Here is a 24,696-nt window from a genome sequence, read left to right on the forward strand (position 1 = left end):
CGTGCCGGGACTGCCGGGCGTCAATGCACCGTCGTCTCCGAGAACAGGTTGATCACCACGACGCCGGACACGATCAGGGCGATGCCGACGAAGGCGGCGCCATCGAGCATCTGGCGGAATAGCACGAAGGACACCGTGGCGGTCAGGATGATGCCGGCCCCGCCCCAGATCGCATAGGCGATGCTCAGGGGGATGATGCGGATTGCCGCCGACAGCGCATAGAACGAGGCGACATAGAACAGCACCATCGCCAAGGTCGGCCAGGGCCGCGTGAACTGAGCGGATTGCTGCAGGAAGGCGGACGCCGTGACTTCGAACACGATGGCAAGTGCGAGCGCCGCGTAAGCATTGAAGGCGGAGGTCATGAGCCTCTCGGCGTAAGAAAGATTCTGCGCGGTATACGTCGAGCCCCCTGGAACGGGCTTTTGCCGTGAGCAGGTAACACGCGTGAGTGACGAACCTGCGACACCGATTGGAATGCGGACAGGACGATGACGCCGCCGAGGCAACGAAGCCGCCGCGCGGTCCCTCGCGTGGCGGCTCGAGATGCCGCGGTGCGTCGACACGGCGTCAGTTGATCCGCACCGACAGCTCGACGTCTTCGGAAAAGGCGGTGGACATGTAGCCGTTTCCGGGCTTGCGCACACGCCCCAGATAGTCGGGGCTGTCATCGGCGTTGTCGGCGACGATGATCGCGCCCGGCCTGAGATGGCCTTCGAGCAGATCCAGGATATCCGAGTAGAGCGCCTTGGCACCATCGAGCAGCACGAGGTCGATCGTATCGGGCAGATCGGCACTGAGCGTCTTCAGCGCATCGCCCTCGCGGATTTCCACGAGGTCGATTACACCGGCGGCCGACAGGTTGTCCCGCGCCCGCGCTGCCTTGGACGGCTCGAACTCACTGGTGATGAGGCGGCCGCCGCCATTGTCACGCAGAGCTGCGGCAAGATGCAGGGTCGAGATGCCGAACGAGGTGCCGAACTCGACGATTGCCCTGGCGCGGGAGCTGCGGGCCAGCATGTAGAGCAGGCTGCCGGTCTCGCGCGAGACCGCGAGCGGAGCGTCCCTCAGGCGTCCATAGAGGTCGCGATAAGCGGTCTTGCTGCGCATCATCCGCGCCCGGTCGGCATCGGACAAGTCGGCGATAGCGGCTAGCGTTGCGCCGCTTGCAGCTTCGGCCTCGTCGAACAGTCGATCCAGCAGCGGCGTAAGCGATGTGATGGTTGGGGTGGTCATTTGGCGTCTCCAGAGTTCGCGGCGAAGTGCGTGCTTGCGCGGAGACCGAAATACGACTAATTCGTCGCATTTCCTATTCGCATTGCTCGCAGGCACCGTGGCCGACCGTCGAAGCCGTTCAATTTCCTCGCGAAAACAGCCGCAACAGGCCCGCTCCACCGGGCTGGTGGCGGCCATCCTAGATGCCGCTGTTCAGGTCTTGGCGAAGGAGGGGGCGCAGCGTTTCACGACGGCGCGGGTGGCGGAGCGGGCCGGGGTGAGCGTTGGATCGCTCTACCAATATTTTCCGAACAAGGCGGCGATCCTGTTCCGCCTCCAGAGCGACGAGTGGCGGCGCACCAGCGAGCTCCTGCGCGGCATCCTGGCGAACCGGGCGAGGCCCCCGCTGGCGCGGCTGCGCGCATTGGTCCATGCCTTCATCCGCTCCGAATGCGAGGAGGCTGCGATCCGCGTCGCGCTCAGCGATGCCGCACCGCTCTATCGCGACGCGCCGGAGGCGCAGGACGCACGGGCGGCCGGCGAGGGCATCGTCGCGGCCTTCATGCGGGAGGCGCTGCCCAAAGCCTCGGATGCGACGCGCACCCTCGCCGGCGAGCTGATCACGATGACGCTCAGCGAGGTCGGTAGGAGTTTTTCAGAAGAGACGCGGAGCGAGGCGGAGATCGCAGCCTATGCTGATGCCATGGCCGACATGTTCTGCGCCTATCTTACAAGGCTGGCGCGGCGCTGAGGCATTGCCGGCACGTGGTGCCGCAATCCTGTAGCTAGGATGGTGGTGCGCTCTATCTCGGCTATGATTGCTGCACTTGCCTTGCGTAGTATTTGCCCCTACGGACCTCTGATGCTCGTCATCTCCATTCAAAGTCAGGTGGTCCACGGCCACGTCGGCAACAGCGCGGCTGCCTACGCCGTGCAGGCGGAAGGTGTGAATGTCGCGGCGGTGCCGACGACGCTGCTGTCGAACCATCCACGCTATCCGAGCCTGCGCGGGCGGGTGCTGGAGACCGAGCTGGTCGCCGATCTTCTCAGGGGCGTAGAAGAGCGCGATCTCGTCGACGAGGCGGCCGTGGTCGTCACCGGCTATCTCGGCTCGCCCGGCAATGCCGCCGTCGTTGCCGATTTCGTCGAGCGGGCCTTGGTGCGCAATTCGAATCTCGTCTATCTCTGTGATCCCGTGATCGGAGACGATGGTCGCGTCTATGTCGCCGATGGAATTTTGGACGTGCTCCGGCGCCGGCTGCTGCCGGCCGCGAACCTGACCACGCCAAACCGGTTCGAGCTCGAGCTGCTTGCGGGCCTCACGATTGCCGATGCGCAGGACCTGCGCGCGGCCTGCGCGGCACTCGCGGGACAGGCCGGCCTCGACGTCGTCGCCACCGGCTGCACGCTGGCGGACACGCCCGAAGGACAGTTGGAGACGATCCTCTGCGCCGAGGGCCATTTGTCGCGCTTTGCCACGCTGCGTCTGCCGATCCGGCCCTATGGCACGGGCGACCTTCTCACCGGCCTGATCGCGGCGCATCTCGCCAAGGGGCTGACGACGGAGGTGGCAGTGCGGCTGGCAGTCGAAACCATCTTTGCGGTGCTGGTGCGCACGCAGGAGGCCGGCACAGCCGAGATGCGTCTCGTGCCGCTGCCCACGCCGGCCCGCAAGCCGTAGCTTCAGGTCGCGCGTTTGCCGGCCGATTGCGCCGCCTTCTGCGATTTTGCCGGGCTCTTCTGCTCACGCATGGCCTGTGCTTTGGGCGGCTTTGCGTGGGCCGCAGCGCGCACTTTGCTGGGCTTCGCGTTGGCGGCTTCCTTGCGCTCCGCCGTGCCCCGGCGCGAGATGTATTCCTGGCCGTCGATCGGGCCGACATGCGGCGGATCGCGGCCGAGATAGGGCCGGCCGATGCCGAATGCCTTGCCGTTGGCATCGACCCACTTCCACAGGATTTCAGTCGAGACCCAGCGCTGCGCGCGATTGCTACCCTGGGTGCTGACGATGTCGGCGGCCATGCCGTGCCCGTAACCACCACGCGTGCTGCCGCCGTGATAGGAGCGGTCGGAGGCGGCCTTCAGGCCGCTCGCGATCGACTGGCGATAATCGTCACGGAACGCGCTGGTGATGCCCGGCGAGAGGCCGGCGGCTTCGGCGGCGAGCAGCGTCCGAAACAGCTTTCGCTTGAAGCTCTTGTCCATGCCGCCGATGACGTAATCCATCATCGACATGCCGGCATGCTCGGCCGCCTTGGGATCCTTCCAGCCGAAATCCTCGTCGACCAGCTTGGTGAAGCTGCGCATCACGGTCACCGTCTTGCCCTTGCGCTTGACGGTGACGGCGCGGCGTTCCTGCACCTTGATCGAATCCTCCTTAGGCGTGCGCTGGTAGAGCGCCCAGAGATAGCGATCGATGCAGGCGTCCACGACGAAGCATTCGTCGAGCACGGCGACGGTGTCCGCGGTTGGCGACGCCTTGCTTGCAACGGGGGCGGATCCGCTCGCGATCGTGGCGGGGGACAATGCGTCCGTGGTCACGATCTCGGTCGGATCGGCAGATGCGAGTTTGAAGGGCTCTGGCGCCGGCGCAGGCGGAGCCTCGCTGACGCTCGGTGCTGGTTCAAGCGAAATTTGAGGCGCGGGCGGCTCCGCCGACAATATCAGCGCGGGATCGGCCGACGCGAGCTGGACGGCGGGGGCAGGTACCTCCGCCTCCGGCGTGGCTGCCGCTTCGACCGTTACGAGGCTCGCCGCAGCCGCCGCAATGTCGGCGGTCAAGGCGACACCGTTCTCGATGGTCGCAGCGCGCGGGACGTCGGCGAGGTCGATTCGACCGAGATCCTTCGCGCGCGAGACGGCAGCCGCATTGGCGCCGCTGTTCTCGATAAGCGCTGGCGCGTAGGCCGACAGGGAGAGCACCAGCCAAGCAGCGAGAACGGCCGAGGGGCATGAGACCGCCACAAGAAGAGACCGCCGATCATTCATGATCCCTGCCTCCAAACGTTCTGTTCGAACCAGTCTTGTTCGAACAGTCATGATGCAAACAGACTTGATGCAAACAGTCTTGCACGGAAAGGCACGCAGCGCGTCAATTGTTCGGAAGAGGGTGTGGCGGCGCAATGGCGTAAATCAACGAAAACGGGCTTTTCGAAGAGGTGTTGCGAAGTTGCAACGCGGGTTCCCTGGCGGTTCCATGTGCGGCTTCGCCGGAAAATCCACAACCAGCCGGTTTGTCTTCAAATTGAGTGATCCGTATTTACTCAATCTTGGATTGCCGTAAGGCACTTTTCGCGCGCCCGCAATTTCTGGTAGCAATAGGAAGGCACGTCAGTGAAGTTGAAATGCAAATGGGCCGAATTCGTCGCCGATGAATCCGGCGCCACTGCGATCGAGTACTGTCTGATCGCGGCCGGCATCGCATTCGCGATTATCGAGGTCATCTATGCGCTCGGCACCAACCTTGTCGCAAAACTGCAATCGCTCGCGACCGCGCTGAAATAGGCGGTGAGGGGCTTTCGCGATCGGCTGTTGACAAGACGCCCTGACGCTTCGCGGCAACTTTGCGCACGGCCGTGCGTTGATCGGCCCATGAGCACGCATTCCTCGCTTCGTCCCATGGACGACTTCGATCCCACCGAGCCCGCCATCCTGCACGATCGTTTGTCCGACACGATCATCACCTGGACCGCCGAACAGGCCGATGACTACCGGAAGGCCAGCCGGCCACGTGAGGATGGAACCGTAGCTTGGAAGGCCTACCTCTTCGATGGTTGGGGCAACGTGCTCGGCGGCTGACCTCCGCCCGCAAAGCGCGATGGCCCGGCCGGCGTGATTCGGCCAAGGCTTTGTACGCATTAAGCATATCGCCATGCGCTGCGTGCGCTGTTGCAATGCAACAGCGGATGTCGCAATGCAGCATGACGCGCTTAAATGTGCTCTGAATCTTCCATCAGGAGCATCACCAATGAACAAGAAGACTTTGACGATCGCCGCCACCGTCCTGACGATCGCGGGCGCGACTTCGGCTTTCGCCGCTGAGCTGCCGACCTATGAGGCCAACGGATTTCCGGTCTCGCCCTTGCAGGTGCGCGTCCTCGGTGCGGCCCATGTCGAGCAGCAGGTCGCGGCGCCCACGACGGTTGCTTCAGCGCACCAAGTGAAGGTGCTCAGCCCCCGCAAGGTCAAGACCGCGGACGTCACGACGGGCGCAGCCCGCTGAGTTGACATCGCATGAAGGGCAGGCGGGTCTCGCCGCGCGCGCCATCCGCCCCCTCGTGCGACCATGAACGACGAAACTGGACGCGCGCGCAGGCTCGACGGCGAGCGGCCGTAGAGCTCGGCGAACGCGGGGTTGAAGCGGCGCAGGCTGCCGAAGCCGGCCTGGAACGCGATCTCAGTTATAGTGTGATCACCGGCATCGAGCAGGCGCTTGGCGCGTTGCACGCGTAGCGTCTTGGCAAGCGGATGCGGCGTGGCGCCGACCTTGCGCTCGAACAGCCGCGCCAGATGGCCGCGACGCAGCACGCATCGCGGCGCTGTTCACCGATGACGCCGAATGGATCGCGCCGCAGGGCAACGCCACCGCAATCGCGCTCGGTCACACCGACCACTTGGTGGGCGCGCGAAGCGATAGCGGCGGGGATGGGGAAAACAAGGGAAATCCGGCCTTTGCCGGGCTCGGCAAACTCCCATCATCGTGACGCAGCAATTGACGACGATGGCTTGCGCTCCTCCTTACCCGGCATAGGTAATCGGAAAGCGGATGTCCGCGTCACCCCCTTCCATGTAACATCACGGCATGAGCGAGATCGAAATCCTGTTCGGTGTCCTGCGCCAGTCGGCCGACGCGCCCGTCGTCGACATGCTCGAGCGCATGGTGCGGGAGGGGCCGGACCATGCCCTGTGCAAGATCAATGCGCTGCATCTGGCAAGGATGGCCAATCTCGGCGAAGAGCAGGTGATCGCGGGGCTGCTGCATGCGGTCGGGCTCGGCATCCTCGAGATGACCTGGAGCGTGATGTGCCCGAGCTGCGCCGGCGTGCTCTCGGCCAACAAGAGCCTGAAGACGGTCAACAGCCCGCAATATCACTGCGCCTTCTGCGCCGCCGGCTATGAGACGACGCTCGACAATCTGGTCGAGGTGACCTTCGCGGTCAGCCCGCGCGTGCGCAGGATCGCCGCGCACAATGCTGAGGACTTGCCGCTTGCCGAATATTACCGCCAGGTGTTCTGGAGCTCGGCGATCGAGCTTCCGCCCGACCTCGACGGCTTGCTTCGCGAGCTGACGCTGGAATCCGTCGACCTGCCGCCGGGCGAGCGCGCCATTCTCTCGCTGCAAGTGCAGCCGGGCATGCTGATCGTGTTCGATCCCGTGACCCACACCGCGCAGTACATCGAGGTGAAGGGCGAGGAGACGGCCGAGCGCCAGACCCTGTCGTTGATCTTGAACAGGACCGAGGTCCCGGTCGACGCCGTGATCCTGCGCCCGGGACCGCTGCGGCTGACGCTGGAGAACCGCACCGACGGCCGCGTGCTGCCGGCGGTGTGGGTGATGAACCAGCGGCTCGACGATCTCCTGACCCGGCGCAAGCCGAGCCTCACCGCAAAGCGCCTGCTCACCAACCAGACCTTTCGCGATCTCTATCGCACCGATACGCTCGCGATCGGCCAGCGCCTCAAGATTCTCAGCCTGACCTTCCTGTTCTCGGACCTGAAGGACTCCACCGGGCTTTACGAGCATGTCGGCGACCTCGTTGCCTTCGATCTCGTCAACGAGCATTTCCGCCTGCTGCAGGAGATCATCGCCTCCGAGCAGGGCGCGGTGGTCAAGACCATTGGCGATGCCGTGATGGCGACCTTCGAGACCCCCGATCGCGCCATCGCCGCCGCGATCCGCATGCGCGAGGCCATGAGCGAGCTCGGCGCCCAGCGTCAGCACCAAGGCCTGCTGCTCAAGATGGGCATTCACGAGGGCTCGTGCCTCGCCGTCACCCTCAACGGCCAGCAGGATTATTTCGGCCAGACCGTGAACATCGCCTCCCGCATCCAGAGCCTCGCCGCCTCGCGCGCGATCGTAGTCACGGAGGCGGTGGTCGACAACGCCGAGGCGCGGACGCTGCTGGAGGCCGGCGGCCTCAACCCGACGCGTCGCAGCGTCGCGCTGAGCGGGATCGCGGACAAGGTGTCGGTGTACGAAATCCCGTAAGACCGTCGCCCGGCGCGCAAGCGAAATCCGGGACTGCACCTGCGGCGCCATCCCGGATTGCGCGACGCTCCATTCGGGCTACGCTCGCTGCGCAACCGCGCAACGAGTCCATCATGACCTTCCTCCTCAACATCGACGTCCCCGACGTCGCGCAAGCGACGACCTTCTACACCGAAGCATTCGGCCTGACGGTCGGCCGCCGCTTCGGCGCCGACTTCGTCGAGCTCTTGGGCTGGCCGGCGCCGGTGTATCTGCTCACCAAGCAGGCCGGCACAATGGGCGCCGGCGGCGATCGCCGCCGCTACGCGCGGCACTGGACGCCCGTGCATATCGACGTCGTCGTCGATGATGTCGATGCCGCCGTCGAACGCGCGCTGCGCGCCGGCGCGATTCTCGAGGTTGTCGCAAGCGATGCGCCCTATGGGCGGATCGCGATGCTGGCCGATCCGTTCGGGCACGGCTTCTGTTTGCTGGCTTTCAGTGAGCGCGGATATGACGCGCTGCTCGGGGCTTAGGTCGAGCGGGGCGGGGCCGGTCAAAGCAAAGTTGTGAAAACAACCCCATGCACAGTAGAAAACATGAGGGATTTCAGAGTTCTGCGAGTCCGAATATTTTTCCCATCGGGCGAGCAGGGCACGTGCCACCGATGCTCCGGACCGACTTCGGCGATCCCGAATAGAGTTTGACTCGTCGGGCAAAACAGGGGCAGACTGGCATGATGGCGCCGGTGCGACGGAAGCTGGTGCGTCGCCAGGCCGTGGGGCGAGATGCCAAAAAAACTCAAAAGAAAACTGAAGTCCTATCAGACTTCGCTCGGCTTCTACGACCAGGCGGTCGCCGCGCCCTCGATGAAGGCAGCGCTGGAGGCGTGGGGCGCCAGCTCCAACCTGTTCCATCAAGGTGTGGCGAAAGAGACCGACGACCCCGACATCGTCGCCGCGACCATGGCAAGCCCCGGGGTTGTGCTCAGGCGTCCGGTCGGCTCGGACGGCCCGTTCACCGAAAGCGCCGAACTGCCGACTGACCTCGGCGACGGCGAGGCCAGGCCGAAACGTAAACCCAAGCCAAGCAAGCGTCCGGCCAAGACGGCAAAGACACCGTCCCGCAAGATTGACGATCGACAGGCGCGCGAGGCCGCCGCGGCGTTCGAGAAGGAAGAGCGGCGGCGCGAAGCCGAGCGCAGGAAAGAGGAGACCGCCCGCGCCGAGGAGCGCGCACGCCGCGACAAGGCGGTCGCGAGCACGCAGGCGGCGCTGGACAAGGCGAGGCGCGAGCACGAGGCTCGCACCGAAGAGATCGAAGCCGAGCGGGCTGCCCTCGATGAACGTGCGGAGGCGGAGCAGAGCCGGTGGGACAAGCAGAGGATGAAGCTGGAGGAGGCGGTGCGTCGGGCGCGGGAGTAGGCGGCTGGTGGCGGAGCGGCCGGATTCGCCAAAGCCGGCAGCGGGCGTTCGAGCAGGTCGAAAACGAATTAGGCTTGCCTTGCTTTGCGTCCTTGCGCACTCTGGCGGGAAGGAGGCCAACGCATGAAGACAATGACCGCCGCGTGTGCGCTCGGAACGGCCCTGGTGCTGTGCAGCCTTGGAACGTCAGGTGCTGAAGCCCGGGCGCGGAAGGCGCAAGTCGTTCGTGAACCCCAGCAGAGACTTATCGTCACGGCGCCCGTGCTCAGGCCAACGCCGTGGGATTACTATATCGTTCCACGATATCGCTATCGTCCTGAAGACGACCGGGTCGATCCATACGGCCCGCCACTGGTTTCGTCGTGGGTCCGCTATGAGGGATGGCGGTGGCCATACTGGTGGTGAACAACCATCAGATTCTGCGGCATGTGGTGATCGGCCATCGACGGACGCAGAACTGACCGGCTTGCGGTCGGCGGAAAACGCCGGCCGATGATAGGCCGCGCGCCGCATGCGCGGGCACAACACCCGGATTTCGCCACGCGCGCTCCGGGCCACGCTCACACAACCGCTTATTTCTCGCTCGACAGCTCGAGTCCCTGCGCACCTCCCATCTCCGCCACCCGCGATCAGAACAGGTTGAGCACGTCCAGGTTCAACATCGCTGCGTGCGACGTCAGCGATTAGGAAAATGGCAAACCTGAGACTGTCAAGGATTCATTGAGGTAGAATGACATTTATCCCCGTAATAAACCCAATGCTGTTAAGGGTTCGGGGTGCGTATTGGGAGGATCAATCATGGCAAGTGTTGAACAATTGCGCAGACGGGACGGAGTGAATCTGGTCCAACTCGAAGCGGACATTGCGTCGGTACGCTCGGGAAGCTCTATTACTTCCATTGCTCTGCCTGATTACGTCGAGCACACCGCGGGCGTGTCGCGCGTCGGCGCGCTCAGTGCAGAGGCGGTCATCCGCGACTACGAGTCTGCTGCAAAAGAGATCGAGGCCATGGGCACCGAGTTGATCGACGCCGCGCACAAATGCGAGGCGCTGACAGCCCAGGTCCATGATGCGATCGCGTTCATGCGAGAGACGGCGGCGGGGTATCGTGAAGAGGGACGGAGGATCTTCAAGCGCATCGAAGAATGCGCGCTGTTCACCGAGGACGTCCGCAAGACTTGCGAACAGGTCAAGCGTAGAATGGCCGAAGTCTCGGTAGGCCCGTCTTCCGACGAGGAGCTTGCGCCGCAAGAGCCCGAGTTGAGCGGGATCGCCGGACAGGTGACGATGAGCGAGATACGGTGAGGCGCGCGTAGAGCGTAGTTCGTAGGATGGGTCGAGCTCTTGCGAAACCCGTCGTCGCGCGCAGCGTCGTTAGTATCGCTTCCGCTCGTCGAGTTACGGCGGACAAGTCGCTCCGCCCATCCTACGGTCTGCGAAACGCATCATCTAATCGCCGTCATCCGCCGCAAGGCGCTGAAACTGCCGCTTCATCGCGTTGACCCTGGCGACGTAGCTTGCGACGAGGTGATCGCCGCAGCGCTCGCCGGCCAGCATCTGAAACTTGCGGCGCGCATAGGCTGTGGCGGGACCTGCGCCGCAGAGATGGATGAAGGCGGCCAGATCCTGCTTCTGTTGCGCGCCTGCCTTGAGATCGCCCGCGAGGGTGAGAACCAAGGCCACTTGGCGGTCCAGATACACCGATGCCAGCTCGACGGCATGGCTCGGGATCGCGCGGATGTAGAAGCTGTTGAACCCGCAAGCCGTCTCCGTGACTGCGTTGCCGCGGACACAGAACCGGGCCGCTTCAGCGAAGGCGGGATCGGTCATCTGGTAGAGACCGACGGCGCTGGAGGCCGGCCGGTAGATCGCGAGCGGATTGAAGCTCCATCGCCAGCGCCAATAGGTGCGCGCGACGGGATTGCCGGAACTTTCGACCTGCGCCAGCGCAGCCAGCAATTCCGGCGTGACGACAGCCGTGGAATAGGTGCGGAAGAGCGACCCGTAATTCGCCCACGTCTCCGCCGGCTCCTTGTCGAGGGCATGTCCGAGAAGGACGAACAACTCGGTCGGCTTGCGGATCAACTGATAGGCCATGTTCAGAAGCGCGATGGCCGCAAGCAGGATTGCGACGCCAGCCGCGATCCGAACCATCCGCGGTGATCGCACGAACGTCTTGCGCATCCACCGGGCGCCTCGCCGGAGCTTGCGAAGGCGAGAGAGGAGGCGCTTGCTTTTCTTTGGCATGCCGTTTCGGGAGTGCGACCAGCGCAGATGATGGACTTGGTTAATGCAATCTAGGCTATTTGTTTGAGCATGATCTTTGCGGAAAACCGCTGCGCACTTTCGCTCGCGGCTCCATGGCGTCAACATCAGCAAGGCGGAGACCGTCAACGGATTCGGAATCGCATCCTCTCTGACATCCACGGTCGAAGCTACCGGATCATGAAGCGCAGCACAGGTACTCCGGCATCGCGATCGAGGACGACGATCGCCGGCACAGCGTGTCATACAAGGTGTTCTGGACCTTCAAATCCAATCGCGCCTTCGGGAAAAAAGCCCGCCCTGCGGGCTCACCAATCCGGATAGCCGTAAGGTTCGACCATGTAGGGCGGCGGAGGCATCCAGGGGCCTCGCGGCGGTCTGGGCCGTCGGGGTTCGGCCGCTGATACGTGCGGCCGGGCATGCGCAGCCGCATCGTTGTTCGTCACGCTTCGCACGACGGGCTTCGCGGCTGCAGACGCGGACGAAGCGGTGAGTTGCGTTTGCAGCGCCTGGACCTGCGCGGCGAGGCGCGCATTGTCCGCGGCATCCTTCTCCTGCGCCGCCTTGAGCTGTTGAATGGTGTCGGCCTGCTCACGCTGGGTCTGCTCGTTGCGGCTTTTCAGTTGTTCAAGCTTCCCGTTGATGCTCGCAAGCTCGCTCGTGATGGCCTTGAGCGATTGCGCAAGATCAGACGATGACGGGTCAGGCGCTGTGGCGCCAGGCTTTGGGGCGCTTTCCGTTTCCTTAGCTGTCGGCGGCGCGGGCATCGGGCTCGACTCATCCGCAGCAGCCAGTTGCACTGCCGGCGGCTGCGCCGGACTTTCCACCGCGGGCGGGGGCTTGCTCGCGGCCGACGGAACCCATCGTGCCATGATCGACGTGCTGATCGATTTGGCCTCATCGCGATATTGCGACGCGAAGGCGGCACCGAGAAGGCCGATTGCCAGCACCAGGCCGACCAAAGCGCGCACCATGGTCCGGTCTCCCTTCAAGCCGTGATCGCGAACCTTGGCATCAGGCGCGAGCGCCTTGCTTTCGGAAGTTGCGGCTGCCGTCGCACCGGCCCTGGCGTGCGAGGCCCGCTGGCCTTCGCTGTTGCGTTCCATTCCGGAAACCAGCCGGTCCAGCCGCGCAAGGTCTTCCTCTGCGCTCTTGATCCGGTCATAGGCTCGCGCCAGCCCGCCGTCGGCGCGCGCCTCGTCCGGCTTGGCGGTGTCAGGCTTGTCGGCATCAGGCTTGTGGGTATCAGGGTTGGGGTCGCTCGTTTCGCTCTCCATCCGGTCGGGCGTCAATGGGAGGCGGTCCGATCACTGGAAGGATAGGTCTCGCCGCTGTCCAACACAACGCGTGTGCAAAGGAAAAATTATGGCGGGCTCGGGAGCCGGGCGGAGCGAGGCCGCTAGCGTCTCCGGCGCATGAATTACGGTGACAGTGCACTTAATTGACACCGACCAAGCGTGAATCGAGCCGCAGATTCGGCAGGGCGGCGATGGCGGACGAATTTAGTGCACTGTCACCGCGATTCCTGCGGGTTGTCACAGGAATTCCTGCTTCCCCACATGTTCAGCGCGGCTTACGTCCGCTGATCGCGTGCGCGCGGGCGCTGCAGGTGATGCGGCCGTCCGCATCAGTGGGCAGGCGCGCCCTCACGCGCTGCATGAGTGCGGCGACGTCGGCCGCCGGCATGACCGCGATCACGGGTGCGGTGGAGGGGGCCTTCGTCTCGACATTCCAGAACTCGTCAAAATCCGCAAACGTCCGCTGCACGGTGATCTCGCGGGCCTCGATCTGCTGCAGCCCGCCGCGCTCCAAAGGCCCTGAAGCGCCGCTAGAGTGGACACTTCCATATGCGGCGGACGCGTCGGCGACAGCCCCATCGCGTACATCTCATCGAGGATCGGATCGAGCGGAAATCCGCCGCCCAGCATGTCCCACATGTAGGTCGCAACGAGGCCGCCGGGACGAACGATGCGCGCCAATTCCGCGACACCTTTCGAGGGGATCCGCACGAACACGAGAACCAATGCCATGACTGCGGCATCGAAACTTTCCGCCTCAAAGGGCAGTGCCATGGCACCGCCCGTTTGAAACACGGCCCCGCGCGCGCCGGGTCGCGTGCGGGCAAACGCGAGCTGTCCCTCGGACGGATCGATGCCCTGCACGGTGCTGGGCGCGCAGCGTGCAAGAATGAGCTCAGTGAACGCGCCATTGCCGCAGCCGACATCGATCCAGCGCAGCCCTTGTGGTGGCCTAAGCCAGGCGAGAAAGATCTCGCCGACCGAACGGCTCCAGACTCCCATCACCTGCTCATAGGCGGCGCCGTCATCGAAGCGAAGCTCGGCCATGGAACGGCTCTCTCGGCGTTTTTCCACAGGGCAATGTGGGCGGCGGCGAGGTTAACACATTGGTTATTTCTTTGCGGTCATTTTCGCGACCTCAGTCAGCGAGGAGGCACCATGTCCGACATCACCATTCCCGGCGGCAAGATCCGTTCCTTCGTCGAGCGGATCGAGAACCTCGACAGCGAAATGCAGGAGTTGAGCGAACAGAAGAAGGAAGTCTTCGCGGAAGCCAAGGGCGAAGGCTTCGACGTGAAAATCCTCAAGGAGATCATCAAGCTGCGCAAGGAAGATAAGAACGAGCGCGATGAGCGCGAAAGCCTGCTCGATCTCTACATGCGCGCGATGGAGACGGCGTCGCCGGAGCAGGCGAAAGCGGCGTGAGAGGATCGCGGTAATGCAAGGAGAGATAGCCGCGGCTTGCGGCTATCGATGCCCCAGAACGACGACGAACTGATCGATTTATAATGGGGCATTTGGTTCAATCTCGCTGTAATCCCGGCCATCAATAGCGGCCGCCGCTGCCCTTTTGCTGCGTGATCCAGTCCGACAATGTCTTGGGTTTCGCTTTCGCAGTCCGGCCCTGCGATGCCCTCGAATTGTCGCGGTCGCCTTTCGTCGGACGGCTGCGCGGCGCTTCCGTTGCGCCAGCGCCCTTCAAGGCAGCCGTCGATGCCCCCGCGGCTTCTTTCTCCAGGCGCAACTGTTTCAATCGCGCCATCTTGATACGCTCTGCCTCGACTTCGGGTCGCTCGGCGAGCAGGGGCTTGTGCTCAGCAAACTCCACTGTGACGACCACGCCGAGAATGGTCGTCTCGCCGAGCGCCTTGCAGGCTTCGAGCCGATGCAGTCCCTCGACTAGAACGAGGCGGTCTCCGTCGCGCCAAACGGAAATGGGAGCCTGCTGTCCGATGTCCAGAATACTTTCGGCGATCTCCCCGACGACCTCGGGCTTGATGGCTTTCTTCTGCTTCGTGGGAACGAAGATCTTCTCGATCGGGAAGCTTTCCGGTTTGGGCATAACTTGACTCCGCTGCTACCGGGCCCGTCGGAACCTGTGCCGGTGGGGTCGGGAGTTTAGGGGGGAAGGGCTCGACGGCAAAGACAATTTCGGCGAGATGCCGTGTGAAATGAGGGGCGCATGCGAAAATTATCCGTTACTTCTTCGATGCGTTCCAAATCTCTTGAGACTTCTCGGTCTCAAGTTTCGACAAAGCGTCGAAGTAGTTCGCAGCCTCGCGGGTGTAGCCACCCTTCTTCTCGCTATCTGCGGCCTGTTTTAGAAGCTCAGCCTTGAATACAGCGACCGCCGCGAGTTCTTTGTCCGACAACCACCCTCCCTTCTCCGGCATCCATTCGTCGATGACTTCCACCAAAGTCTTGTTCCCAACCGGTCCATAGCCCTGAAGTCGGCGTTGGTCTTCTTTGACCACGGCGTGATCAAGTTCGAATGAGCCATTGCTGCCTCGTTGGCTTTTTGGCCATTTGTGGCGTGTATCGCAGCGACGAGTTCCTTGTTTTTGAGGGTGGCGATTCCGCGAATTACCCTCGTATAGAGAAAGAAGAAATCTGCTTTGATCATCTTCAGCCAAGGGCGAATGATGACCGCCCGCTCGTCCGGCGTAACCTTCAGCTCAGCAAGCTGGTCATCGATGTCATCAAGTACGGCCTGCTTCTCCGCCGCGGTGGGCGTGCCCAAGCGGTTGCCCATGCGATCGTCAAATAGCTTGCACGGGCGCTTATCGCTGCGAGCTTTCGCACCCTTCCGATAATTTCTTCGGCTCGATCCAACGTCTCACGAAGCTCGACTTGAACCTCCCAGACCTTGAACGTTTTTATCTGCGACCAGAATAGGAAGATCCCGCACACCACAAAAGCCGTTCCCAAACCGGCCGCCGACTTCATGTTGCCTGACCAGGCTTGGAAAGCTGCCAGCAGGAGACAGCCGACACCCACTAAAAAGGCCACGAAGATATAAATTTCTCTGAGCTTTTCCATGTTATCTGCCGCCAATGGAAGCCTCATAAAAAAAGCCGGAACACAATCCGGCAAACCCTAAGTAGTAGTCTTGACGCTCATAAGCTAAGTCTGACGTTGCTTACGCCTCAATCAACAATTAGGTGGCGCTTGAGTGGGGTATCAAAGAGCGGCCTTTTGGCCGCCCTTTTTGGTTGTCCAGGACGAGCCCGGGCCTGAGATCGCTGGTCTCTTGCAACTCACGAACACCCCGTAGTACTTCCGCACGTATCACACTTCATGCAGGTGCCATTCCTCACCAAGGTGAAGTTGCCGCACTCGGAGCACATCTCGCCCTCGTAGCCCTTGGCCTTCGCTTCCGCGCGGCGCTCGGCCTTGCTGGGGGCGGCGGTTGCGGCGGTGCCGGCCTTGCTCCACTGGAGCTGCTCGAGCTTCTCTGTTGGCGATAGATCGTGGCTCGCTTCCTGCTTCAGCGCGACTGCGCCTTCGAGGGCGTCGCCGGCGCTGCGGGCGGTGGCGCCGTGGGAGGCGAGCGAGGTGACGCGGCTGCCGCCGGCAGGCGCGCTGTCGTTGCCCTGCGAGACCGCGGTCGAGCCGCCGCGCATCACGACGAGCTTGTCCGTGCGCGAGCGGGTAAGGCCGCGCGAGACCAGCTTGGTCGCGTGGTGGCCGCCGTCCTCGTCCGGCTCCTTGCCTTCCTCGACGCCCTTGCCGAGCGCGTCAAAGCCGGTCTCGTTGGGATCGACATGGGCGAGATCGAAGCGGCTGAGGTAGCTCACCGCGAGCTCACGGAAGACGTAGTCGAGAATCGAGGTCGCGTACTTGATGCTGTCGTTGCCCTGCACGGGGCCCGCCGGCTCGAAGCGGGTGAAGGTGAAGGCATCCACATATTCGTCGAGCGGCACGCCGTATTGCAGGCCGAGCGACACCGCGATGGCGAAGTTGTTGATGAAGGAGCGGAGCGCGGCGCCTTCCTTGTGCATGTCGATGAAGATCTCGCCGAGACGGCCGTCGTCATACTCGCCGGTGCGCAAGTAGACTTTATGCCCGCCGACGACGGCCTTCTGGGTGTAGCCCTTGCGCCGATCCGGCATCTTCTCGCGCTCGCGCATCACGATGATGCGCTCGACCAGCTTCTCGACGATCTTCTCCGACACCTGGGCGGCGCGCGCCGCCATAGGCTTTTCGTAGAGCTGCTCGACCGCATCGTCCTCGTCCTCATCGTCGCTAATGAGCTGCGAGTTGAGCGGCTGGGAGAGCTTGGAGCCGTCGCGATAGAGCGCGTTGGCCTTCAGCGCGAGCTTCCACGACAACATGTAGGCGGACTTGCAGTCCTCCACCGTGGCGTCGTTCGGCATGTTGATGGTCTTGGAGATCGCACCCGAGATGAAGGGCTGCGCCGCCGCCATCATGCGGATGTGGCTCTCGACCGAGAGATAGCGCTTGCCGATCTTGCCGCAGGGATTGGCGCAGTCGAACACCGGATAGTGCTCGGCCTTGAGGTGCGGAGCACCTTCCACCGTCATCGCGCCGCAGATGTGGACGTTGGCCGCCTCGATCTCGCGCTTGGTGAAGCCAACGGCCTGGAGCAGGTCGAAGCCGGGGGCTGCAATGGCTTCAGCGCCGATGCCGAGCTGGTCGCGGATGAAGTCTTCGCCAAAGGTCCACTTGTTGAAGGCGAACTTGATGTCGAAGGCGGTCGGCAGGGCTTTTTCGACCTTGGCGATGGCTTCATCGGTGAAGCCCTTGGTCTTCAGGGTCGAGGCGTTGATGCCCGGCGCGTTGGAGAGCGAGCCGTGGCCGACGGCGTAGGCTTCGATCTCCGCGATCTCGCTCTCGCGATAGCCGAGCGCGCGCAGCGCTGCGGGGACCGCGCGGTTGATGATCTTGAAGTAGCCGCCGCCGGCGAGCTTCTTGAACTTCACCAGCGCGAAGTCGGGCTCGATGCCGGTGGTGTCGCAATCCATGACGAGGCCGATCGTGCCGGTCGGCGCGATCACCGTGGTCTGGGCGTTGCGATAACCGTGCTGCTCGCCGAGGGCAAGCGCCGCATCCCAGGCCGCCTTGGCATGCGCGACCAGGTCCTGCTGCGGGCACGAGGCGTGGTCGAGCGGCACCGGGTTGACGCTGAGCGCCTCATAGCCGGAGGACTCGCCATGCGCGGCGCGGCGGTGGTTGCGGATCACGCGCAGCATGTGCGCGGCGTTCTTCTTGTAGCCGGGGAACGTGCCGAGCTCGGAGGCGATCTCGGCCGAGGTCTTGTAGGTGATGCCGGTCATCACCGCAGTCAGGGCGCCGCAGAGCGCGCGGCCTTCCTTGCTGTCATAGGGCAGGCCCATGGTCATCAGCAGGCCGCCGATATTGGCGTAGCCGAGGCCGAGCGTGCGGAACTCATAGGAGAGCTCGGCGATCGCCTTGGACGGGAACTGCGCCATCATCACCGAGATTTCGAGCACGAGGGTCCAGAGCCGGCAGAGATGCTCGTAGCCCTCGACGTCGAAATGCTTCGTCGTGGTGTTGTAGAACGTCAGCAGATTGGCGGAAGCGAGGTTGCACGCCGTGTCGTCCAGGAACATGTATTCCGAGCACGGATTGGACGCGCGGATGTCGCCGGACGCCTTGCAGGTGTGCCAGTCGTTCATCGTGGTGTTGAAGTGCAGGCCCGGGTCGGCCGAGGCCCAGGCGGCGTGGCCGATCTTCTCCCAGAGGTCGCGCGCCTTCAGCGTCTTCGTCACCTTCTTGGAGGTGCGAGCCGTCAGATTCCAGTCGCCGTCAGTTTCCACGGCGCGCAGAAAATCGTCCTTCAGCGAGACCGAGTTGTTGGAGTTCTGGCCGGAGACGGTGAGGTAGGCTTCCGAATCCCAGTCGGTGTCGTAGGTGTCGAACTGGATGTCCTTGTAGCCTTGCTTGGCAAACTGGATGACGCGCTTGATGTAATTGTCAGGCACCAGGCTGCGGCGCGCGAGCTTGATCTCGCGGCGCAAGGCAGGGTTCTTCTCGGGGTCGAAGCAATCGTCGCCCGAGCCTTCGCAATTGACGCAGGCCTTCAGCACCGCTTTCAGGTGCTTCTGGTTGATCTTGGATCCCGTGACGAGGGCGGCGACCTTCTGCTCCTCCTTCACCTTCCAGTCGATATAGGTCTCGATGTCGGGGTGATCGACGTCGACCACGACCATCTTGGCGGCGCGGCGCGTGGTGCCGCCGCTCTTGATGGCGCCGGCGGCGCGGTCGCCGATCTTGAGGAAGCTCATCAGGCCGCTCGAGCGGCCGCCGCCGGAGAGCTTTTCGCCTTCGCCGCGCAGGCGCGAAAAATTGGAGCCGGTGCCGGAGCCGTATTTGAACAGGCGCGCCTCGCGGACCCAGAGGTCCATGATGCCGCCCTCGTTGACGAGGTCGTCACCGACGCCCTGGATGAAGCAGGCGTGCGGCTGCGGGTGCTCATAGGCCGACTTGGACTTGGTCAGCTTGCCGGTGAAGGGGTCGACGTAATAATGGCCCTGGCCGGGGCCGTCGATGCCATAGGCCCAGTGCAGGCCGGTGTTGAACCATTGCGGCGAGTTCGGCGCGACCATCTGCATGGCGAGCATGTAGCGGAGCTCGTCGAAGAAGGCCTGGGCATCTTCCTCGGTCGAGAAATACTTGCCCTTCCAGCCCCAATAGGTCCAGCAGCCGGCGAGGCGATCGAACACCTGTTTTGCGCTGAGCTCGCTGACATAGCGCTCTTTCTCAGGCAGGACAGAAAGCGCCTCGGTGTCGGGCACGGAGCGCCACAGGAAGGAGGGGACGGATTCCTCTTCGACCTTCTTCAGGCGCGCGGCGACGCCGGCCTTGCGGAAATATTTCTGGGCGAGGACGTCGGAGGCGACCTGCGACCATTCGGTCGGCACCTCGACGTTCTCCAGCTTGAACACGACCGAGCCGTCGGGATTGCGAATCTCCGACGTGGTCAGCCGGAAATCGATTCCCGCATAAGGTGACTGTCCCGAAGTGGTGTGGCGCCGCTCAATCCGCATGGTCTTGCCCCGTCCTTAATCTTTGACCGAACCGCCTCCGTTCAGGCGTTCCGGTCGACATTTCGCTTCGCGAGTCCTTTTGGCCGTTCGGCCTCGGGCATCGCAGTTCAGCCGGTGAACCCGGCCCTTGTTCTCCCGACGCGATTGTTCGGTGCGCGCACCTCACATCCGCCGGCATGTCCAGGCCCATCCGCCCCCAAGGGAATGAGCCCGACATGCGTTCAACGCCCCGCCGTCACTTCAACCGTTGCCATGCGAGCCTGTTGCCGGCCCGTTCTGGCGCCCGAAACGTCCTCCATCAAAGGGCAGACAAGCCCTCATCCGCTGCCTTTGGCTGGCGGGCGGAGTGTTGATTTGCGAGACCCTTTGGGGGAGTGCCGGCGGGACGCAAACTCACTCGCGCCGAACGGACCGAAAGCTAGGACTCTCCGTTGCGCCCGTCAAGAACTAGTGCGAGTTCCTGAATCAAATACTAAATATGGTGGATTGTGGGGGATAACAGGGGTCTCGGCCGCGCCTGCTGTGGAGCCAAGTATCAGTGAGTCCTCAGGGATTCCCAACCAAAAAAATTTGCATGCCGCACTGTTCGCAACTCTTCATCCCGCTGTTCACAGGGCAGGTATATTTTTGGCCGATGGGATTGCGTCAGCGGGACTCACGTAGCCCTACGGAAGGTGAGGGCAGGCATGCCCCCCGAGGTGGTGGTTTGCGCAGCGAATCCGCGCCAAGCTGACCTTCGATTTTGCCGGACCAACCCCATGCATGATTCGACCCGCCGGGATGCGCGGCCGCGCATCGCCCCGGCCGGACTGATGTTCCTCGCGATCACCTCGATCGGCTGGGGCTTCAACTGGCCGGTGACGAAATTCCTGCTCGCCGAGCTGCCGCCGCTGACGCTGCGCGGGGTCACCGGCGTGCTCGGCGCGGTGCTGCTGGCGCTGCTCGCGGTCGTGCGACGGCAGAGCCTGCGGGTCGAGGGCGCGGTCTGGCCGCGCTTACTTACCGCCGCGGTGCTCAACGTCACCGGCTGGATGGTGCTGATGGGTCTGGCGCTGCTCTGGCTGCCGGCGAGCGAGGCGGCGCTGATCGCCTACACCATGCCGGTCTGGGCCTCGATCATCGCCTGGCCGGTGCTGGGGGAGCGGCCGACCCTCTTGCGCACGCTGGGGCTGGCAATGGCCTTTGCCGGTCTTGCCTCGATCATGGGCGGCAATGGCATTGCCGCCAGCGCGGAAAAGCTGCCGGGCATCATCATGGCGCTGTGCGGCGCGTTCGGCTTTGCCGTCGGCACGGTGTTCTCGAAAAAGTACCCGATCCGCCTGCCGCCGATCACGGCGGCGGCCTGGCAGATCGGCATCGGCTGCCTGCCGATCTCGATCATCGGCCTCCTGGTCGAGACCACGCATCTGTCGCGGGTGACGCCGCTCGGCTGGTGGCTCTTGGTCTATTCGACCGTGGTGCAGTTCTGCATCGCCTATGTCAGCTGGTTCGCCGCGCTCGCGCGCCTGCCCGCCTCTGTCGCCGCGATCGGCACCATGGCCGTGCCGGTCATCGGCGTCGTCGCCTCGGCGATCGCGCTCGGCGAGCCGCTTGGCGCGGGCCAGATCGCCGCGCTGATCTTCACGCTGGCCGCCGTGGTGCTGGCGACGCGCTAATTTTGGTTGCCGCGATCCCGCCGCCCAGCGCCTTCCGGATCATCTCCGCGAGCTGGTTACGGCGGTAGGGTTTCGTCAGCAGCAACACGCCGTCGTCGAGCTTGCCGTGGTGGACGATGGCGTTGTCGGTATAGCCGGAGGTGTAGAGCACCTTCAGCCCTGGCCGGCGCTTGGCCACCTCCTCGGCGAGCTCGCGGCCGCTCATGCCGCCGGGAATGACGACGTCGGTGAAGAGCAGATCGAACGGCTGGCCGGCCTCGATCAATTGCAGCGCGGCCCGGCTGTCGGGCGCGGCCACCGTCTTGTAGCCGAGGCTCTGCAGCTGCGCGGTGACGAAGTTGCGCACCAAGGTGTCGTCCTCGACCACGAAGATGGTCTCGGCGCCGCCTTGGGCCTGCGGCGCGACGGGAGTGGCCACATCAACCGTGCCTTCACCCGGCGGCAGATAGAGCTTGATCGTGGTGCCGTAGCCTTCTTCGCTGTAGATCTTGATATGGCCGCCGGACTGCTTGACGAAGCCGTAGACCATGGACAGCCCAAGGCCCGAGCCCTTGCCGACTTCCTTGGTGGTGAAGAACGGCTCGAATGCCTTCTGCTGGACCTCGGCCGGCATGCCGGTGCCGGTGTCACTGACGGCGAGCATCACGTAAGGGCCGGGCCGGACGTCCGGATTGTTCTGCGCATAGGCCTCGTCGAGCTCGACCCGGTGGGCCTCGAACAGCAACTTGCCGCCGTTCGGCATGGCGTCACGAGCGTTGATCGCCATGTTGAGCACGGCATTGGTGAGCCGGGACGGATCGATATGCGCCGTCATCGGCCCCTGTTCCAGCACGGTCTCGATCTGGATCTGCTCCCCGAGAGTGGGGCGCAGGAGCTTTGCGATATCCGCGACCGCGGCGCTGATCTCGACGTTGCGCGGCTGCAGCGGCTGCCTGCGCGCGAACGCCAGCAGATGCTGGATCAGGTCGGCGCAGCGCTCGGCGGCATCGTCGATCAGCCGCGCCGTGCGCTGGAGCTCGGGCTGGTCCTTCAGGCTCGCCACCAGCGTCTCCGTGTTGCCGGAGATCACGGTCAGCATGTTGTTGAAGTCGTGCGCGACGCCGCCGGTCAGCTTGCCGATGGCATCCAGCTTCTGCGACTGATAGAGTTGGCGCTCTGTCTCGCGCGAGGTGGTGGCGTCGTGATAAACCAGCACAGCGCCGGAGATATTACCTTGCCCATCCCGCATCGGCCGGCCGCTGATCATGAGATGGCGGGGAGAATTGTCGCTGTGCGGGCGGACGATCATCTCCAGCTCTTCGAACTGCTCGCCGCGCAGCACGCGCGTCGACGGCAGCTCGTCGGCCCTCAGCGGCGTGACGCCGTCGCCGTGAAACACATCGGACAGCGCGCGCAGATTGCGCAAATTCATGCCGGCACGATGCAACAACATGCGCTCGGCGGCCGGATTGGATAGCAGGACGGTGCCCTCGGCATCGATAACCAGCACCGCCTCCGCCATGCTGCGAAACGTGCTCTGGAGCACGTTGACCGACAGGCGCAGCTCGTCATGGGCTGCGACCAGATGCTCGGTGCGCTCGGCCACCGCTGCCTCGAGCGCCTCCTTGGCGGCCGTGGTCTCGGTCAGCGTGCTCTGGAGCGCGACAGTGGTCCGCCGGCTCTCGCGCATCACCAGCGCGACAAGGAGCAGGATCAGCACGGCGCCCGCAACGTCGATGCCGAGCAGCACGATGCCGGTGCGGCGCGAATCCTGGGAGCGCGCGGTGAGCAGGCGTTCTTCCTCGGCGCTCAGATGGTCGAGATTGCGCATCACCGTGTCCATGAGGCCGCGGCCCTCGGCCTTGCCGTTAAGTGCGGCAATGCCGGCCTGGTCGTTCTCAGTGCGCAGGCGCATCGCCGCGGCGGCGATCTCGATCCGGCGCAGCGCCAGCGGCTCCGTGCCCTCCAGCAGCGCGACCTGATCCGGATGGTCGCGCACGTCGCGCTTGAGCTCGGCGAGGGCCGGCGCGATCCGGGCGCGGACTGCCTGGAACTCATCGCTGAAACCCGCGCTGCGATAGAGCTCGTAGCCGCGCGCGGCGCTCTCGGCACGGCGCAGCAGCACGCGCAGGTCGGAGATCTTCTTCTGCACCTGGACGGCGTGGTTGACCCAGGCCGCATCGGACCGCGACTTGAAGTCGAGGGCGATCGAGGCTGCGGTGATGATCAGGAGGATGGCAAGTCCAGCACCGAGAATGACGCGCTGCGTTGGGATCAAGGGGCTTCTTTCTTGTCCTTCGGCTGTGCGCTCTCGGCGGCACCGGCGAGGCATTCCCGGATCGTGGTCAGCAGCGCGTCCGGGGTGAACGGCTTGCGCAGGCAGCGGGTCGCGCCGAGCTCCAGCGCCATGCGGAGAAAGTCGGGGGAAGGCGAGGCGGATGAAGGCGTAGCCGGACATCGCGATCAGCGGCGTGGCCGGCGCGCGCTCGTGAAAGATGCGGATGGACTCGAAGCCGCGCATGTGCGGCATGAAGATGTCGACCAGCATCACGTCGAAAGCCTGTGTTTCGAGCGCAGCCAATCCCGTTTCTCCGCCGTCGGTCAGCGTGACGTCGAAGCCCTGACGTTGGAGGAGGACTTCGATGGTCGCGCCGACCATCGGATCGTCATCAACCACGAGAATACGCGGCATGACACTTCCCAGCAATCGAGGTCCCCACTGTGATGGTGATATCCGCGAATCGTGGGTCGGGTCAATTTTGGATTGGATGGCAATTGATATGCACGGCGCGGTGAATAAAGGTCCATTTGAATGAAGCGTGATCCGAAAGTGGCGCGAAGCAAGTGAAGCGCACGACCAATACGAGAAAAGCGCCGCATCGCTGCGACGCCTTTTGCTTCAAATGCCACAGATCGGCTTACGGGCAGGGATGCCGCTGGCCGTCATAGCCGAGATACGTACCCGATGCCGGGTCGTACGACTTGTAGCGCTGCGCGCAATAAGCGTACGAGTCGCCGCCGCTGTCTGGCACCACGGCCACTGTCGGCTCATCATAATAGCTGTCGTAGTAATAGGGGTCGTCATAATAGCCATAGCCGCCGCCGTAATAGGCGTACGAGCCGAGGCCGCCGATCGCCGCACCTGCCGCGAAGCCGGGCCAGAAGCCGCCGCGCCGATGATGCCAGTGGCGACCGCTCCAGTTGCTCCCGCCCTGCCAGTTGCCCGCGGTTGCGACGCTGCGGCTGCCGCTGAAGGACGGCGACATCGCGGGGCGGCTCACCGTGCCGGCCGCGAAACTGCCACCGCTGGGACGCATCGCAGTGCCGGCCGCGAAACTGCCGCCGCTCGGACGAACCGCTGCACCGGCCCCGAAATTGCCGCCACCGCCATGGAACGCGGCGCCGCCGCCGCCCATACGTGCACCGCCTCCGCCGAAATGAGCACCGCCACCACCGCCGCCACCGCCGACATGGGCGCCGCCCGCTCCGACCACGGCGGCACGACTCTGCGCGAAACTCGGGCTCGCCAAGGGAAGAACCAACGCCATCGCCGCGGCAGCACTCAGGTATTTCAGACTGTTCATGGTCAAACTCCTTTCCCGGAAGCAAACCCTATGAAAGCGTTGGGGTTCCTGGGATCACGCC

At 64.0% G+C, this 24,696-nt stretch carries 24 protein-coding genes and 1 pseudogene; 11 read left to right on the forward strand and 14 right to left on the reverse strand.

Translation table 11 applies throughout. The features are described 5' to 3' along the window. Positions 1-20: 20 nt before the first annotated feature. Positions 21-365: a multidrug efflux SMR transporter gene (locus IVA91_RS07300; RefSeq protein ID WP_247277275.1), complete on the reverse strand. Its 345-nt coding sequence runs from the start codon at positions 363-365 to the stop codon at positions 21-23. Positions 366-570: 205 nt separating this feature from the next. Then, on the reverse strand, positions 571-1,236 hold the full coding sequence (locus IVA91_RS07305) for a class I SAM-dependent methyltransferase (RefSeq protein ID WP_247417726.1): 666 nt from the start codon (positions 1,234-1,236) through the stop codon (positions 571-573). A gap of 97 nt (positions 1,237-1,333) precedes the next feature. Here IVA91_RS07305 and IVA91_RS07310 point away from each other — a divergent pair, with 97 nt between their 5' ends. Further along, positions 1,334-1,966 carry a TetR family transcriptional regulator gene (locus IVA91_RS07310; protein WP_247417724.1) on the forward strand — a complete coding sequence of 211 codons (633 nt, stop codon included), beginning with the start codon at positions 1,334-1,336 and terminating at the stop codon, positions 1,964-1,966. A gap of 111 nt (positions 1,967-2,077) precedes the next feature. After that, positions 2,078-2,896 (forward strand): pyridoxal kinase, encoded by an 819-nt coding sequence (gene pdxY / locus IVA91_RS07315; RefSeq protein WP_247417721.1) that lies wholly within the window; start codon positions 2,078-2,080, stop codon positions 2,894-2,896. A gap of 2 nt (positions 2,897-2,898) precedes the next feature. Here pdxY and IVA91_RS07320 read toward each other — a convergent pair whose 3' ends face one another. Beyond that, a complete protein-coding gene (locus IVA91_RS07320; protein WP_247458497.1) occupies positions 2,899-4,200 on the reverse strand; it encodes a hypothetical protein in 1,302 nt (433 codons plus the stop codon). A gap of 345 nt (positions 4,201-4,545) precedes the next feature. Between IVA91_RS07320 and IVA91_RS07325 the strand changes: the two genes are divergently transcribed. The 3 genes from IVA91_RS07325 (at position 4,546) to IVA91_RS07335 (ending at position 5,434) form a co-directional block, all read left to right on the forward strand. Beyond that, positions 4,546-4,716, forward strand: coding sequence for a Flp family type IVb pilin (locus tag IVA91_RS07325; protein WP_247417717.1), 171 nt, complete (start codon positions 4,546-4,548; stop codon positions 4,714-4,716). 87 nt (positions 4,717-4,803) lie between these two features. Continuing rightward, complete coding sequence (locus tag IVA91_RS07330) at positions 4,804-5,010, forward strand: hypothetical protein (RefSeq protein ID WP_247297183.1); 207 nt, start codon at positions 4,804-4,806, stop codon at positions 5,008-5,010. A gap of 169 nt (positions 5,011-5,179) precedes the next feature. Further along, positions 5,180-5,434: a hypothetical protein gene (locus IVA91_RS07335; protein ID WP_247417714.1), complete on the forward strand. Its 255-nt coding sequence runs from the start codon at positions 5,180-5,182 to the stop codon at positions 5,432-5,434. Between the two features lie 80 nt (positions 5,435-5,514). On the opposite strand, the pseudogene IVA91_RS07340 reads toward IVA91_RS07335, so the two are convergent. Then, positions 5,515-5,724 (reverse strand): annotated as a pseudogene (locus IVA91_RS07340) (helix-turn-helix domain-containing protein); the annotation flags it as partial. A 289-nt stretch (positions 5,725-6,013) separates the two neighbouring features. On the opposite strand from IVA91_RS07340, the gene IVA91_RS07345 reads away from it, so the two are divergent. The 4 genes from IVA91_RS07345 to IVA91_RS07360 all read left to right on the forward strand — a co-directional run bounded on the left by IVA91_RS07345 (position 6,014) and on the right by IVA91_RS07360 (position 10,128). Further along, entirely contained in the window at positions 6,014-7,420 is a 1,407-nt protein-coding gene (locus IVA91_RS07345; RefSeq protein ID WP_247417711.1) for an adenylate/guanylate cyclase domain-containing protein, read from the forward strand. A 113-nt stretch (positions 7,421-7,533) separates the two neighbouring features. Beyond that, positions 7,534-7,935, forward strand: a complete 402-nt coding sequence (locus IVA91_RS07350; protein WP_247417709.1) for a VOC family protein — start codon at positions 7,534-7,536, stop codon at positions 7,933-7,935. 252 nt (positions 7,936-8,187) lie between these two features. Continuing rightward, entirely contained in the window at positions 8,188-8,823 is a 636-nt protein-coding gene (locus tag IVA91_RS07355) for a cell envelope biogenesis protein TolA (RefSeq protein WP_247417707.1), read from the forward strand. A gap of 798 nt (positions 8,824-9,621) precedes the next feature. Beyond that, positions 9,622-10,128, forward strand: a complete 507-nt coding sequence (locus IVA91_RS07360) for a hypothetical protein (protein ID WP_247277264.1) — start codon at positions 9,622-9,624, stop codon at positions 10,126-10,128. 144 nt (positions 10,129-10,272) lie between these two features. On the opposite strand, the gene IVA91_RS07365 is transcribed toward IVA91_RS07360, so the two are convergent. The 4 genes from IVA91_RS07365 to IVA91_RS07380 all read right to left on the reverse strand — a co-directional run bounded on the left by IVA91_RS07365 (position 10,273) and on the right by IVA91_RS07380 (position 13,433). Beyond that, positions 10,273-11,070, reverse strand: coding sequence for a transglycosylase SLT domain-containing protein (locus tag IVA91_RS07365; protein WP_247277263.1), 798 nt, complete (start codon positions 11,068-11,070; stop codon positions 10,273-10,275). A gap of 326 nt (positions 11,071-11,396) precedes the next feature. Then, positions 11,397-12,365 carry a hypothetical protein gene (locus IVA91_RS07370; protein WP_247458530.1) on the reverse strand — a complete coding sequence of 323 codons (969 nt, stop codon included), beginning with the start codon at positions 12,363-12,365 and terminating at the stop codon, positions 11,397-11,399. A gap of 286 nt (positions 12,366-12,651) precedes the next feature. Next, complete coding sequence (locus IVA91_RS07375; protein WP_247417800.1) at positions 12,652-12,900, reverse strand: hypothetical protein; 249 nt, start codon at positions 12,898-12,900, stop codon at positions 12,652-12,654. After that, on the reverse strand, positions 12,783-13,433 hold the full coding sequence (locus tag IVA91_RS07380; protein ID WP_346015469.1) for a class I SAM-dependent methyltransferase: 651 nt from the start codon (positions 13,431-13,433) through the stop codon (positions 12,783-12,785). The genes IVA91_RS07375 and IVA91_RS07380 overlap by 118 nt, the downstream gene beginning before the upstream one ends. Positions 13,434-13,544: 111 nt before the next feature. Here IVA91_RS07380 and IVA91_RS07385 point away from each other — a divergent pair, with 111 nt between their 5' ends. Then, positions 13,545-13,811, forward strand: a complete 267-nt coding sequence (locus IVA91_RS07385; protein WP_025575662.1) for a DUF2312 domain-containing protein — start codon at positions 13,545-13,547, stop codon at positions 13,809-13,811. 121 nt (positions 13,812-13,932) lie between these two features. Here the strand turns inward: IVA91_RS07385 and IVA91_RS07390 are convergent, their stop codons facing one another. The 4 genes from IVA91_RS07390 to IVA91_RS07405 form a co-directional block, all read right to left on the reverse strand. Continuing rightward, on the reverse strand, positions 13,933-14,448 hold the full coding sequence (locus tag IVA91_RS07390) for a ParB N-terminal domain-containing protein (protein WP_247417705.1): 516 nt from the start codon (positions 14,446-14,448) through the stop codon (positions 13,933-13,935). 136 nt (positions 14,449-14,584) lie between these two features. Beyond that, complete coding sequence (locus tag IVA91_RS07395) at positions 14,585-15,019, reverse strand: hypothetical protein (RefSeq protein ID WP_247458499.1); 435 nt, start codon at positions 15,017-15,019, stop codon at positions 14,585-14,587. Between the two features lie 37 nt (positions 15,020-15,056). After that, on the reverse strand, positions 15,057-15,425 hold the full coding sequence (locus tag IVA91_RS07400) for a hypothetical protein (RefSeq protein ID WP_247417701.1): 369 nt from the start codon (positions 15,423-15,425) through the stop codon (positions 15,057-15,059). A 218-nt stretch (positions 15,426-15,643) separates the two neighbouring features. Next, complete coding sequence (locus tag IVA91_RS07405; RefSeq protein WP_247417699.1) at positions 15,644-19,417, reverse strand: vitamin B12-dependent ribonucleotide reductase; 3,774 nt, start codon at positions 19,415-19,417, stop codon at positions 15,644-15,646. Positions 19,418-20,175: 758 nt separating this feature from the next. On the opposite strand from IVA91_RS07405, the gene IVA91_RS07410 reads away from it, so the two are divergent. Beyond that, positions 20,176-21,072 (forward strand): DMT family transporter, encoded by an 897-nt coding sequence (locus tag IVA91_RS07410; RefSeq protein ID WP_247297152.1) that lies wholly within the window; start codon positions 20,176-20,178, stop codon positions 21,070-21,072. Here IVA91_RS07410 and IVA91_RS07415 read toward each other — a convergent pair. Together IVA91_RS07415 and IVA91_RS07420 are read right to left on the reverse strand one after the other, a co-directional pair. Then, the gene (locus IVA91_RS07415; protein ID WP_247458501.1) at positions 21,038-23,743 is read right to left on the reverse strand and encodes a response regulator; all 2,706 of its coding nucleotides are present in this window, start codon (positions 23,741-23,743) and stop codon (positions 21,038-21,040) included. The genes IVA91_RS07410 and IVA91_RS07415 overlap by 35 nt on opposite strands. A gap of 226 nt (positions 23,744-23,969) precedes the next feature. Then, a complete protein-coding gene (locus IVA91_RS07420) occupies positions 23,970-24,635 on the reverse strand; it encodes a BA14K family protein (protein ID WP_247417691.1) in 666 nt (221 codons plus the stop codon). Positions 24,636-24,696: the final 61 nt, after the last annotated feature.

It is taken from the genome of Bradyrhizobium sp. 153 (genome assembly GCF_023073835.1).
In the GTDB taxonomy this organism is placed as follows: Bacteria; Pseudomonadota; Alphaproteobacteria; order Rhizobiales; family Xanthobacteraceae; genus Bradyrhizobium.